The sequence below is a fragment of the Superficieibacter sp. 1612_C1 genome, assembly GCF_015234305.1.
In the GTDB taxonomy this organism is placed as follows: Bacteria; Pseudomonadota; Gammaproteobacteria; order Enterobacterales; family Enterobacteriaceae; genus Superficieibacter.
The window spans coordinates 1-13,461 of record NZ_JADGMI010000008.1 but is presented as its reverse complement, the minus strand read 5'-3'; the positions used below and the strand labels follow the sequence as shown (position 1 = coordinate 13,461).

Annotated in this window: 13 protein-coding genes and 1 rRNA gene; 5 read left to right on the top strand and 9 right to left on the bottom strand. The window is 52.0% G+C overall.

Features of this window, described 5'->3' with window-relative positions; translation table 11 throughout:
- The first annotated feature begins 49 nt into the window (after window positions 1–49).
- Entirely contained in the window at window positions 50–988 is a 939-nt protein-coding gene (locus INT84_RS22350; protein WP_194208523.1) for a glycyl-radical enzyme activating protein, read from the top strand.
- A gap of 52 nt (window positions 989–1,040) precedes the next feature.
- Window positions 1,041–1,637, top strand: a complete 597-nt coding sequence (locus tag INT84_RS22345) for a TetR/AcrR family transcriptional regulator (RefSeq protein WP_176919578.1) — start codon at window positions 1,041–1,043, stop codon at window positions 1,635–1,637.
- Here INT84_RS22345 and hemN read toward each other — a convergent pair.
- From hemN to INT84_RS24500, 3 genes are all read right to left on the bottom strand, one after another.
- The gene (gene hemN, locus INT84_RS22340) at window positions 1,623–2,996 is read right to left on the bottom strand and encodes an oxygen-independent coproporphyrinogen III oxidase (RefSeq protein WP_194208522.1); all 1,374 of its coding nucleotides are present in this window, start codon (window positions 2,994–2,996) and stop codon (window positions 1,623–1,625) included. The two genes, INT84_RS22345 and hemN, sit on opposite strands and share 15 nt — an antisense overlap.
- 188 nt (window positions 2,997–3,184) lie before the next feature.
- On the bottom strand, window positions 3,185–3,691 hold the full coding sequence (gene yihI, locus INT84_RS22335; RefSeq protein ID WP_194208521.1) for a Der GTPase-activating protein YihI: 507 nt from the start codon (window positions 3,689–3,691) through the stop codon (window positions 3,185–3,187).
- 144 nt (window positions 3,692–3,835) lie between these two features.
- The gene (locus INT84_RS24500) at window positions 3,836–3,976 is read right to left on the bottom strand and encodes a hypothetical protein (RefSeq protein WP_370529701.1); all 141 of its coding nucleotides are present in this window, start codon (window positions 3,974–3,976) and stop codon (window positions 3,836–3,838) included.
- 301 nt (window positions 3,977–4,277) lie between these two features.
- Here INT84_RS24500 and yihA point away from each other — a divergent pair, with 301 nt between their 5' ends.
- A complete protein-coding gene (yihA, locus tag INT84_RS22330; protein WP_176919575.1) occupies window positions 4,278–4,910 on the top strand; it encodes a ribosome biogenesis GTP-binding protein YihA/YsxC in 633 nt (210 codons plus the stop codon).
- Window positions 4,911–5,205: 295 nt separating this feature from the next.
- Here yihA and polA read toward each other — a convergent pair whose 3' ends face one another.
- The 5 genes from polA to INT84_RS22305 form a co-directional block, all read right to left on the bottom strand.
- Window positions 5,206–7,992 (bottom strand): DNA polymerase I, encoded by a 2,787-nt coding sequence (gene polA / locus INT84_RS22325; RefSeq protein ID WP_194208520.1) that lies wholly within the window; start codon window positions 7,990–7,992, stop codon window positions 5,206–5,208.
- A 374-nt stretch (window positions 7,993–8,366) separates the two neighbouring features.
- Window positions 8,367–9,836, bottom strand: a complete 1,470-nt coding sequence (locus INT84_RS22320) for a YdgA family protein (protein ID WP_194208519.1) — start codon at window positions 9,834–9,836, stop codon at window positions 8,367–8,369.
- 194 nt (window positions 9,837–10,030) lie between these two features.
- Complete coding sequence (gene dsbA, locus INT84_RS22315) at window positions 10,031–10,654, bottom strand: thiol:disulfide interchange protein DsbA (protein WP_194208518.1); 624 nt, start codon at window positions 10,652–10,654, stop codon at window positions 10,031–10,033.
- Window positions 10,655–10,680: 26 nt separating this feature from the next.
- Window positions 10,681–11,667 (bottom strand): serine/threonine protein kinase, encoded by a 987-nt coding sequence (locus INT84_RS22310; protein ID WP_194208517.1) that lies wholly within the window; start codon window positions 11,665–11,667, stop codon window positions 10,681–10,683.
- 74 nt (window positions 11,668–11,741) lie between these two features.
- Window positions 11,742–12,011, bottom strand: a complete 270-nt coding sequence (locus INT84_RS22305; RefSeq protein WP_176919570.1) for a YihD family protein — start codon at window positions 12,009–12,011, stop codon at window positions 11,742–11,744.
- Between the two features lie 69 nt (window positions 12,012–12,080).
- Here INT84_RS22305 and mobA point away from each other — a divergent pair, with 69 nt between their 5' ends.
- On the top strand, window positions 12,081–12,665 hold the full coding sequence (gene mobA / locus INT84_RS22300) for a molybdenum cofactor guanylyltransferase MobA (protein WP_194208516.1): 585 nt from the start codon (window positions 12,081–12,083) through the stop codon (window positions 12,663–12,665).
- Window positions 12,662–13,177, top strand: coding sequence for a molybdopterin-guanine dinucleotide biosynthesis protein MobB (gene mobB, locus INT84_RS22295; RefSeq protein ID WP_370529700.1), 516 nt, complete (start codon window positions 12,662–12,664; stop codon window positions 13,175–13,177). The genes mobA and mobB overlap by 4 nt, the downstream gene beginning before the upstream one ends.
- A gap of 155 nt (window positions 13,178–13,332) precedes the next feature.
- Here mobB and rrf read toward each other — a convergent pair.
- A 5S ribosomal RNA gene (gene rrf, locus INT84_RS22290) occupies window positions 13,333–13,448 on the bottom strand.
- Between the last annotated feature and the right edge of the window lie 13 nt (window positions 13,449–13,461).

The following is a 13,461-nucleotide window of genomic DNA, read 5'->3' as shown; positions in this document are numbered from 1 at the left end:
CCCTGTGCGGGGCCAAAAACGGCCCCGCTTGCCACGGACGACCACTGCCATGAAAACCAATGAAGACGTCGCGCTGATTTTTGATATTCAGGGTTTTTCCGTTCACGATGGTCCGGGCGGAAGGACGCTAATTTTTTTCAAAGGCTGCCCGCTGAGCTGTACCTGGTGCAGCAACCCGGAGGGAGAGTGCCGCAACCGGGAGGTGATGTTCCGCGAGGATAGCTGTCAGCGCTGCTATAACTGCGTGGAGCAGTGTCCGGAACAGGCCATCGCTATTACGCAGGGCGGCGCGATTGCCTTCGATCGCGCGCGCTGCCAGCAGTGTGAATCGCTCCGTTGCGTGGAGTATTGCTATGACTCGGCGCTGGGTATCGCCGGGAAGTATTACACTCAGGAAGCGCTGATGCGCAAGATAGAACGCGACCGGCGCTTCTGGGGCAGCGGCGGCGGCATCACCCTCGGCGGCGGCGAAATGATGACCCAGTATAAATTCGCCGCCCGCTTTCTTGAACAGTGCCACCGTAACTACATCCACACGGCCATAGAGACCTCCGGCTACGCGTCGTGGAGCCATTATCAGGAGGTGCTTAAACACACCGACTGGGTCTTTGTCGATATCAAACATATGGACGACGCCCGCCACCGTGAAGGCACCGGCGTATCCAATACGCTGATCCTCGAAAATATCGTGAAGATGGCACAGCATCGCGACGCGTTTCGCCTGATCCCACGCGTGCCGGTCATTCCTGGCTTTAACGATGATGACCAGAACATGCAGGCCACCGCGCGTTTTCTGCAACAGGCTGGCCTGACGGAAGTGAATTTATTACCGTTTCATCGGCTGGGCGCATCAAAATATACCCAGTTAAGTCGTCAGTATGACTTCGCGCATACCGGGTCGCTCACCCAGAATGCGCTGCTGGCGATGAAAGCGCATTTCGAGGCGCAGGCGATCCGTTGCTACGTAGGCAGCGATACCCCTTTCTGATCCCTTCCCGCTTTCTTATACTCACTGGCAAAACGAAAGCGGGGAAAACGACGTGCAGATAAAACGAGGCCGCAGGCGGGACGACAGCGTGCGGATTTCCATTCTCACCGCGATGCTGACGCTGGTTGAAGACGGCGTCAGCTTCGCCCGCATCAATGTTGAGCAGCTGGCCCGCCAGGCGGGCGTCAGCAAGACCACTATCTACAAATGGTGGCCGGGCAAAGAGGCGATTTTCTGCGAGGCCTTTCTGCGTCACGCCAGCGAAGCGCTTCCGGTGCTGGAATACGATGCCGGCAACCAGCGCGACTTTTACGCGCAGTTTATTGCCCGCGTTATTGAGATGCGTAAATTTCACCGCACTGCCGTCGCCAGAGTGATGATTGGCCTGGCGCTGGAACATCCCGACATTGCCAGTCAGCTAAACGAAAAACACCAGCAGCCGCGCTATCAGGCGATGCGCACTATTTTTGAAAGCTGGTTTCTGGAACACGCAACGAAAGAGGACATCGCCTTTTTTCTGGAGATGAGTTTTTCGCTAATCTACAACTTTTCCGCCGCCAGAAGCGATGAAGACATCGTGGCGTTGATTCGTCGATTATTCCGCACCGTATTCCCTGACTATGCGGAACTCGATTTAAATTACCCGTGAGAATTGCTGCATACGCGCTTTCTGGCGCAGATAAGCGTCAAAGCACATGCAGATATTACGGATCAGCAGGCGGCCCCTGGCGGTGACCTGAATGGCCTTTTCATTAACGTCCACCAGCCCATCCTTCGCCAGCGGGGCCAGCAACTTAAGGTCTTCGGCAAAGTAGTCGTTAAAGTCGAGATCCCACTGGGCTTCGATGGCTTGCGTATCCAGGCGGAAATTACAAATCAGCGTCTTAATGACATCGCGGCGGATGCAATCATCACGCGTTAAGGCAATCCCACGCCACAGCGCGTTGCCCTGCTCATCGACCTGCTGATAATAGCGCTTCAGCTCTTTCTGGTTCTGCGCATAGCAGTCGCCGATCATGCTGATGGCCGAAACGCCCATCCCCAGCAAATCGGTATCGCCCTGGGTGGTATAGCCCTGGAAGTTACGATGCAGAATGCCCTCACGCTGGGCGACCGCCAGTTCGTTATCGGGACGGGCAAAGTGATCCATGCCGATAAACTGGTAGCCGTCAGCGGTCAGCGAGGCGATGGTTTCCTGCAAAATATCCAGCTTCTGCTGCGCTGTCGGCAGGTCGGTATCTTTGATTTTGCGCTGGGCAGCAAACAGGGTCGGCAGATGCGCATAGTTAAACACGCTGAGCCGGTCAGGGTTAAGCTCCGCCACGCGCTTAAGCGTAAAAGCGAAGCTTTCCGGCGTTTGCTTCGGCAGACCGTAGATTAAGTCGATATTGGTCGAGGTAAAACCGATATCCCGGGCGTGGTTGAGCAGCGCAAAGATAAAATCTTCATCCTGCTCGCGGTTAACCAGCCGCTGAACGTCTTTGTTGAAGTCCTGCACGCCCATGCTCAGACGGTTAAAGCCTTCGGCGCGTAAATGATCGAGCACATCCAGCGCTATTTCACGTGGATCGACTTCGATCGAGATTTCCGCGTCGTCATTGAAGGCGAAATTCGCTCGCAATAGCGTCATCAGGCGGCTGATTTGCGCTTTATTCAGGTAAGTTGGCGTGCCGCCGCCCCAGTGCAACTGGCTAACCTGCCGGCCAGCAAACCGCGGCGCGCGATGGAGAATTTCCTGTTCCAGCGCGTCGAGGTACTGATCGGCTTTATGCTGCTGGCGAGTGACAATTTTGTTGCACCCGCAGAAATAGCAGAGCTTATGGCAAAAGGGGATATGGACATAGAGCGACAGCGGCCGCTCAGGATAGCGCGCCACGGCGCTGAGAAACTCCGCCTCGCCGAAGTCTTCGGAAAACTCCAGCGCGGTGGGATAAGAGGTATAACGCGGCCCGGAATAGTTATATTTTTGGATCAGGGCCAGATCCCAGTCGATTAACTGCTCAGACATGCTCACTCCTTCCGATGATGCCGACGGCGGGTACGGTATACCGGCCGGACACCGTTTTTCGTTACCAGCCGGTTGCGCAGCCAACGTTGACGCCGCGACAACCGCTGTAGTTTAACGAATAACCACCCCAGATAACATATAACCGGAAGGAGTAGAAGCAGGACGGGCAGCCCGGCCTGGTGCAAACGTTACTTTCCGCCTTTCAGCAGGCGCATCATATCTTCCTGCTTTTCTTCCTCGTCCTCATCCTCTTCATCATCATCGTAAGAGAGGCCGAGTTTCTGCATCAGTTCGTCAATACGGTCCAGTTTGGCATCGACCCAGGTTTGCTCTTCAGCAGTCAGGGCTTCTCCCTCTTCCAGACGTTCCAGCAGCGCGTCCAGGCGCTCATCGTTCTCCAGCATATCCAGCTCATCCTGCGGTGAAAGCATAGGTTTCTCGCTCTTTGGTTTGTGCTGCCTGGTGACTGGCGCGTCGGTAACGCCCAGCGGAATCGGTGTCTTACTGCCAATACGCGGATCTTTTTGCTGTTTCTGGCCTTTGCCGCCGGAGGCGCTTTCACTGCCGGTTGCGCGGCTGCCCGCCGAGTGACCACGGTGCTTTTTCTTGCGCTTGAGCGCGCGCGCTTCCTGATTCAACTCTTCACGCGTTTTGCGGCGGACTTTACTGCGCGGTGCCGATGCTGGTTTTTTCATAATCTGAGATCTTTAAGCCGTTTTCTTTAGTATAGAATTGAGGCGGAATCTAACAGAAAGCAAGCAAAGAAAAAAGGCGACAGATTACTCTGTCGCCTTTTTTCCTGACTCACACCCTCAAGGGGCTCCACAATCCCTGTTTGCTTACAACCAACCCTGTTTATCCCTTAGCTGGAACAATCCATGTTGCAGTTCCCTTTCCTTGTAAAACGTCTCCGGACGTCTGTCTTCCTGACAATCCTGCGTCTTCGCCTCCTGGCGCTCCTGACCCTCATCCTGAGTCATCAATCCTGCTGGCGTCCTCGCCTGTGAGTCACACTTTACCGTACTGTGATGGGTATACAAGGTACAGCGAGACGTAAGAAAGGGTAATCGGAAAAAACTTAAAAACTAACTCTATGATTTATAGCGATAAAAAAATTTAGCTTAGGGAAACGCGCCAGCAATCTCCCATAAGGATTATGGTCAATGTCTCACAAAGCGTATGGCTTTTGCTTACATGGCCGCTACCCAGCCGAAAAAACAGTCTTTTTCCGTTGATCGGGTATAATCGCCGCCAACGCCTGAATTAACGGAGACGGCCATTTTGACAAGTTTTAATTATCAACAAACGCACTTTGTTACCAGTGCACCGGATATTCGCCATCTTCCCGGCGATACCGGCATAGAAGTGGCTTTCGCTGGCCGCTCCAACGCGGGCAAATCGAGCGCCCTGAATACGCTGACCAACCAGAAAAACCTCGCGCGAACTTCCAAGACGCCGGGTCGTACCCAGCTGATTAACCTGTTTGAAGTGGCTGAGGGCAAGCGTCTGGTTGACCTTCCGGGCTATGGCTATGCCGAAGTCCCTGAAGAGATGAAAATTAAGTGGCAGCGCGCGCTCGGCGAATATCTGGAAAAACGCCAGTGTTTGCAGGGCGTGGTGATCCTGATGGATATCCGTCATCCGCTTAAAGATCTCGATCAGCAGATGATCCAGTGGGCCGTGGAGAGCAATATTCAGGTGCTGGTGCTGCTTACCAAAGCGGATAAACTGGCCAGCGGCGCACGCAAAGCGCAGCTCAATATGGTTCGTGAAGCGGTGCTGGCCTTTAATGGCGATGTGCAGGTTGAAGCGTTTTCGTCGCTGAAGAAACTGGGCGTGGATAAACTGCGGCAGAAGCTGGATAGCTGGTTTAGCGATCTTCCTCCGGTCACTGAAGAAGAAGACGCTGAATAAGCAGGCGCGGCGTAGTCCGCGTTCTTTTGTTTCGCCCAATAAAAAACGCCCCGGCCATTACTGACCGGGGCGGCTAAAATATTCAGCCAAATCCGATTACGTGAAGTAAAAGGTCTGAAAGATAGAACATCTTACCTCTGTACCCTACGCGAATAACTCTACTCTTTTTTTAGCCACCTGCGAAGCCCTTTTTGTAATTTTTTTTCATTCTTTACATACCGAATTCTAATGTTCATCACAAAACGCGATAAGTTATGTTGCTTACTTACAAGAAAGCGCTTATTGCAGCCAAATCTTAGTGAGCTTGATCCCAGTTTTTACCGCTATCCACTTCCACCAGCAACGGCACGTCAAGCTGGGTACAGTTTTCCATCAGTTCATGGATCTTTTTCGACACGGCTGCGACGTCATCTTTATGCACTTCAAATACCAGCTCATCGTGTACCTGCATGATCATCCGCACGCGCGGTTTTTCCGTTTCCAGCCAGGCATCAACGGCAATCATGGCGCGTTTGATAATGTCCGCCGCGGTACCCTGCATCGGGGCATTGATGGCCGCACGCTCTGCGCCAGCACGACGTGCCGCGTTGCTGGATTTGATGTCCGGCAGGTAGAGACGGCGTCCGTCCAGCGTCTCCACGTAGCCTTTCTCTTTCGCCTGAGCACGGGTTCGCTCCATGTACTCCAGTACACCAGGGTAGCGCTCGAAGTAGAGGTCCATATACTTCTGCGACTCTTTACGCGGAATGTTGAGCTGGCGCGACAGGCCGAAGGCGCTCATCCCGTAGATCAGGCCGAAGTTAATCGCTTTCGCACTGCGGCGCTGCTCGTTTGTCACGCGATCCAGCGGCAGGCCAAACACTTCCGCCGCCGTGGCGCGGTGAATGTCTTTCCCTTCAGCAAACGCTGTCAGCAGTCCCTTATCACGCGACAGGTGCGCCATGATGCGCAGTTCGATTTGCGAGTAGTCGGCGGAGACAATGACGTAATCTTCCGGCGCGATAAAAGCCTGACGGATACGGCGGCCTTCGTCATTACGCACCGGAATATTTTGCAGGTTAGGATCGGTTGAAGAAAGCCGTCCCGTGGCCGTGACCGCCTGGTGATAGGAGGTGTGAACGCGACCGGTTTTCGGGTTAATCATCAGCGGCAGCTTATCGGTGTAGGTCGATTTCAGCTTCGCCAGGCCGCGATATTCCAGGATGACTTTCGGCAGCGGGTAATCCAGCGCCAGCTCTTCCAGCACCTCTTCCGACGTGGACGGTGCGCCGCCAGGCGTTTTCTTCAGCGGCTTAATGCCCTGCTTCTCAAACAGGATCGTTTGCAGCTGTTTCGTCGAGGAGAGATTAAACGGCTCGCCCGCGATGTCGTGCGCCTTCTGCTCAAGTTCGGTCAGGCGTAGCGCAATTTCACCGGAGTGTTTATGCAACACCGCCGGATCGATTTTGACGCCGTTGCGCTCAATACGAGAAATTACCGGCACCAGCGGCATTTCAATGTTCTGGAAGATATTGAGCGGGCCAGCGTGCTGTTGCAGTTCCGGCCACATTTTCAGGTGCAGTTGCAGCGTGACGTCAGCATCCTCCGCCGCATAGTGCCCGGCCTCTTCCAGCGCGATCTGATTGAAGGTGAGCTGGTTTTTCCCTTTCCCGGCAATTTCCTCAAAGGAGACCGTTTTATGCTTCAGCCAGCGATCGGACAGAGAATCCATGTCATGACGACCCACCACGCTGTCCAGGGTGTAGGATTCCAGCATGGTATCAAAGGCGATGCCGCGCAGTTCGATGCCGTAATTCTGCAAAATACCGCGATCGAACTTCAGGTTTTGCCCCACTTTCAAAAGCGTTTCATCTTCCAGCAGCGGCTTGAGCAATTCGAGCGCTCGCTCGCGGGAAATTTGATCCGGTGCGTCAAGGTAGTCATGCGCGACGGGGATATAGGCGGCAACACCCGGCTCGGTGGCGAAAGAGATGCCGACCAGGTTAGCGCTGATATTATCCAGGCTGTCGGTTTCGGTATCGAACGCAAATACCGGGGTCTTCTTCAGCGTGGCAATCCAGCTTTGCAGCGTTTCTTCATCAAGAATAGTGACGTAATGTTCCGATGACAATGTGGCGACCGTCGGGGTTACGTCCGCCTCCACCACCAGCGTCTCCTGAGGTTTTGCCGCCGGTTTCGCCCCTTTCGCCTGTAGCCATTTGCCCGCTTCAACGTCGGTAAACCAGCGCTTAAATTCGTATTTTTTGAATAGCGCCAGCAGCTCTTCAACCGCAGGCTGCTGTACTTCAAGTTGTTCGCAGGTCAGCTCCAGTTCGACATCCGTTTTGATGGTTGCCAGCTGATAGGAGAGGTAAGCCACCTCTTTATTTTGCTCCAGCTTCGCGGCCATGGTTTTCGCACCGCGGAAGGAGAGGCCAGCTATTTTTTCCGGCTCGGCGTAAAGCGTATCGAGGCCACCCAGCCCCTGTAACAATGCCTGCGCGGTTTTCTCTCCGACACCCGGCACGCCAGGGATGTTATCTGACGAATCGCCCATCAGAGCGAGGAAATCAATGATCAGTTCTGGCGGCACGCCGTATTTGGTCGCGACTTCTTCCGGCCCGAGGATGGTATTGGTCATGGTGTTGATGAGCGTGATATTTGGCGTCACCAGCTGCGCCATGTCTTTATCGCCGGTGCTGATCAATACCGGACGTCCCGCTTTGTCCGCTTCACGCGCCAGCGTACCAATAACGTCATCCGCCTCGACGCCGGACACCGCCATCAGCGGCAGGCCCATCGCTTTCACCATCGCATGCAGCGGTTCGATCTGCGCACGCAGATCGTCCGGCATCGGCGGACGGTGGGATTTGTAATGCTCAAACAGTTCGTCGCGGAAGGTTTTACCTTTAGCGTCAAAGACCACAACCGCGTGGGTAGGCTGATACTGCATGATCAGACTACGCAGCATGTTGAGCACGCCGTACATTGCGCCCGTCGGTTCTCCGGCACTATTGGTCAGAGGAGGAAACGCATGATAGGCCCGGTAAAGGTAAGATGAGCCATCAACCAGGATGAGTGGGTTTTCTGAGATCTGAACCATAATTTCCATGCCTGTTTATCAGTTTATGGTTAAAGGATGCCACAGACCGGATAAAAACTTGAATTTTTCCCTTAAATTGATCGAAAAGAATCTCCGATCCTGAGGATCGATCGCAGAGTTATCCTGTGGATAACTTTGTGCATAGAATTTTATGCTCGTATAAAAGAGAAAAAGCCTGGAGTTTTTACGTGGGTAAATTTCTTTATATTCATAGGATTATTGAGGATCCGCGGTTATTTCAGGATCAATGCTGGTAATTTAACCGATGTGGATATAAGTACTATTTTTTTATTAGTCTGGTGTGGGTAGTGTCACATTTTGCGCATTCGCTCAGGCTATTCACACCCGCAGCCTGAGCGAAGCATTAAAGCAGATTAATGAAGAGAGCCAAGCCGACCATATTGCTGACGGAATTCATCGACGGTCATTTTTTTACCATTGAGAGTGATGTAACCCTGGCTATATCGCACGTCCATTTTAACCGTATTGTTTTCCAGGGTAATAAGCTTAAACATACTCCCCAGCCCCACCAGACCGTTAACGCCCTGAGTTGCCTTAGCTTTCGCACTTTCTTCAGATTTATGCTCTGCGACCATCAAACCCTTTTTGCCCACTTCAATAGCCATATCCACGGGTAGAACCAGCTTAGCTGCAACGTATTTGAGCTGGCTATCCAGCGCCGCCGTCTCATTTGCGCTGTCATCTAATCGCTTATTGGTATCAGCAGCCTGATAATCCAGATTTAACGCGGCCTCGCCTTTCTCATTTTTCCAGTTGATAAGCCACTTCACTTCCGGCTCGCCTTTTTTCAGCTTGCTGGCATGCGACACTATCAACGCTTTTAACTTGCTACTGATATAGTTTGGATCTATTTGCTGAGCAGGCGTACTCGCGACAAGTTCTTTACCGAGCTGTCGGTAATCTTTCATGAAATCAGCAAAGGCAACAACATCTAATGAGGCGAGATCCATAGCGATTTTACCTCCACCGAAATCCTGCCCCTGAACGCTCAACGAGGCGACTGCATATTCGCCTTTAGCATTCAGCTTTTTATTGTCAGCGGAAAGATCGACATTAGCACCAAAGCTCAGACCGTCAAATCGGGCGACAGGTTTGCCAGCCGCGTTAATATTGATGCTTTCAAAATCGAGCCGTTGATCGCCCGTCATAAAGTCAAACGGCGTCTTGTTTTGATGACCCGAAAACGTCATGCCCGGTACAACGACTTCAATGTTATTTTTACCTGAAAAGGTAATTTTTTTGCTTTTACCCTCATAATCAAAGGCGTTCATGGATGCATTAGCATCGACATGGTATGACGCGCCTTCGAACGTTAACGAATTGTTTTGGTCCTTATATTCAGCCGGTGCAAAGGTAATGTCAGATGAAATCGCACCGCCCCAGGCAAAATTGATGATGGCCTCTACCGGACTTCTCCCTTTTGCACCGTCAAATACTGCCCTGGTTAGTTCATTATTAACTAATGACAGTTTGGCTGAGGCCATAGCAGGTAGAATATTTCCTGAGCTAACACGGGCCAGAGGGAAAGGTCCATGGTCAACATCGACGTTTAATTGTAAGCTCTGGTTAGATTTTATCCCGTCAATGGTGATACCTTTTACCGGCGCGATATCAAGAATAAAATGGCTACTAAACCAACCGCGATGGAAATCTTTAACGGTTGAATGGATTTCGGCATCCAGTTTTTTACTGGTGTCGGCTGTTACCTTGTTAACCACAGCCTCAACATTCTTTTCCAGCTGTTTTCCGGTATACCATGCGCTACCGGTCCATACCACGCCAAGAGCGATAATTACGCCTACGGCAACTGTTGATTTCTTCATATTCATCATCCTTAATAAAATTGCTCCATTAATTCATGGAAGCTATAATTAATACAATAAAAACAAAAAGTTACAAGATTTAGCACTATCGTTTTTTATGCGCGTGTTGTCCAGCGTTTGCGCTATTTTTTTATTACAGACATAAAAAAACGCCTGAGGTATTCGCTCAGGCGTTTTTAACGTTTAAAGCAGCGTTATTTTTTCTCAACCAGCTGCTTCACGGTGTTTGCGTACTGCTGGATAAAGACATCCATATTGCTGGTGTCCATACCCTGCGGATTGAGCTGGTATTTACCATTCACGTACATTGCAGGCACGCCCTGGAGTTGCAGATCGGCAGCGGCTTTTTCCTGCTGAGCGACCAGCGATTTCACCACAAAGCTGTTCCACGCGGCGTCGTATTCTTCACCTTTAACGCCCGCATCCACGAATACCTTACGAATATCGGCGACAGATTGTACAGATTGCGTTTTTTGTACCGCGTTAAACATCGGGGCGGTGATTTTATCTTCCACACCCAGCGCTACCGCAACGGCCCATGCTTGCGTCATCTCTTTGCCCAAGGGGCCAAGGAATTCAACATGGTATTTTGTCATCTTCGTGCCTTGCGGCAGCTTCTGTTTAACCGTATCCGAAACGTGCAGCACTTCTTCAAATTCATAGCAGTGCGGGCAATAGAATGAGAAAAATTCCAGCACCTGTGGCTCACCAGCGGCCGGTTTATCAAGCGTGATATATTCCTTGCCATCGGTGATTTGTGCCGCTGATGCGCAAAATGCCAGAATCATACCTGCCAGTGCCAGCCAAATTTTTTTCATTGGTAACTCTCTCCTGAATATAGTCATTAATACATTGGCGTTAATTGTAGAGGGGGTTCTTGTAGAACCCGAATCTGTTCGGTGAATATTTGTTTTTGTCTGTACCAGTAATCTTCCTCGGCAAGCCAGGGGAAGTTAGCCGGAAAAGCTGGGTCATCCCAGCGACGGATCAACCATGCCAGATAATAAACCAGCCTCATGGCACGTAAAGGCTCAATCAGTCCTAATTCATCGGAATTAAACTCACTGAATTCCTCATAGGCTTCAATGATGGTTTCCAGCTGCATGCGCTGCTCAGCTTTGTCTCCGTTCAGCAGCATCCATAAATCCTGGATGGCCGGGCCGCTGCGCGCATCGTCCAAATCCACAAACAGCGGACCGTCACGCCAGAGAATATTGCCGGCATGACAATCGCCGTGTAGACGTAGCGACGTAAAGCGATTATGCCATTGCCCATTAACAGCGTCGATCAGCGCGTCGGTGGTCTGCAAAAACGCCTCTTTTTGCCTGGCGGGGATCAGCGTGCAGTTTTCTAATATCTGCCGTGGCGCGATCAGGTATTCCTGTACGCCTATCGCCGGGCGGAACTGAAAGGGGTGTTTACGACCGGTCTGGTGCAGACGCCCAAGATAGCGCCCGACCCACTCCATCTGATCCAGGTTATCCGCTTCGAACTGACGACCGCCCATGCTCGGGAATATCGCATAGAAAAATCCCTGATGGGTCAGCAGAGTCCGATCGTTAAATTTCAGCGGCGCAGCAACGGGGACATCATCATGCTGAAGTTCCAGTGCAAACTGGTGTTCTTCCTGAATCTGCTCAGCAGACCAGCGTTCAGGACGGTAGAATTTGACCACAAAGCGGCGGCGATCTTCATCCTGAAACTGGTAGACACGGTTTTCATAGCTATTGAGCGGCGTAAGCCCGGAATCCACCCGAATACCCTGTTCGAACAGCGCATCCATGATGGTATCCGGATGTAATGTCTGGAATGTGAAAGCCTTGTCGTTCATCCTGGCATCCGAAAAAATACGAATGATTCAGGATATCATTTCACAGCGCTTTCGGAGGCTCCGCTTACAAGGTTTTACTCTTTAATTACGCCGCGTGCGCGAAGAAGCGCGGTTTTAAAATCCTCTTCATAATCTTTCTGGATACCCGGAATAACGGCATCTTTAGAGGAGTCGCGCATTTTCAGGTGATAGATCAGGATATCGTCAGAAAGGTCGGCGAGATCGCCTTCGTATCCTGACTCTGTCGCCAGTTTCTGTAAAAATTGAATAAGGTTCAGCTCCGGCTCTTTTTGCCAGGCGGGCTGAAGAAGTTCAATCACTTCGTTAAGACGTTTACACTTCATAGCTTGGCTCCTTACTTCTCGTTAAGACACGTTAGCAGGGTCAATCCCACAATAAAAGAGGCGATATCAGTGGATCAGGATAGTGCAGTAACGGGCGTCGTGCTGGCTGGAGGGAGATCGACGCGGATGGGGGGCAGAGATAAGGGGCTTATTGAGCTCCACGGGCGACCGTTGTGGAAATGGGTGGCCGATAAACTGTCTTCTCAGGTAGAGAACGTTGTGATTAGCGCGAATCGTAATCTCGATAGTTACCAGGTCAGCGGCCTTGCGGTGATTGAGGATTCGCTGGCGGATTTCCCGGGTCCGCTGGCAGGGATACTTTCTGTGATGCAGCAGATTAACAGCGACTGGTTTCTTTTTTGCCCCTGCGATACGCCTGCTATCCCGGACGATCTGTTGTCACGTTTTAAAGCAGAGATAAAGGGATCTCCCGCAGTGTGGGTAAATGACGGCGAACGCGATCACCCGGCGATTGCGCTGCTGCATCGGCGTCTTATTCCATCGCTACAGGACTATCTTCAGGCCGGTGAGCGCCGCGTAATGGTGTTTCTGCGGCAGAGCGGCGGGCATTCTGTCGATTTTAGCGATCGCCCGGCGGCGTTTGTGAATGTGAATACGCCCGAAGAGCTGGCGCACTGGCAGGAGAGACGATGATCCCTGTACTGGCAATTGCGGCATGGAGCGGCACTGGCAAGACAACGCTGCTTAAGAAACTGATCCCTGCACTCTGTGAACGAGGTCTCCGGCCCGGCCTGATTAAGCATACGCATCATAATATGGATATCGATAAGCCCGGAAAGGACAGTTATGAGTTACGTAAGGCGGGTGCCGCACAAACGATGGTGGCCAGTCAGCAGCGTTGGGCGCTTATGACGGAAACTCCGGAGGAGAAGACGCTGGATCTGGCTTATCTGGTCAGCCGGATGGATCATTCCACCCTGGATCTGGTGTTGGTAGAAGGATTTAAGCAGGAGAGTATCGCAAAGATTCTGCTTTTCAGAGCCGGTGCGGGGTATGAGCCAGGCGAACTGACGCTGGATGCGCATGTGATTGCTGTTGCCAGCGATGTTCCCCTGGCGCTGGATGTGCCGGTACTGAATTTGAATGATGTCGGGGAAATGGTGGTGTTTATTGAGATGTGGATAGCGGGGCAGGAGAAATTATAGTTTTTTGCTTTGGTTTCGCTTTGCCCGGTGGCGCTGCGCTTACCGGGCCTGGGGGAAGCAGTACAATAATCGTGTTTACTGGCAGGATCAGGCATAACTATTATGGCAGAACGCAAAAAGCCCATCCGTCAGGATGGGCTTTTCACTTATTTGATGCCTGGCAGTTCCCTACTCTCGCATGGGGAGACCCCACACTACCATCGGCGCTACGGCGTTTCACTTCTGAGTTCGGCATGGGGTCAGGTGGGACCACCGCGCTGTTGCCGCCAGGCAAATTCTGTTTA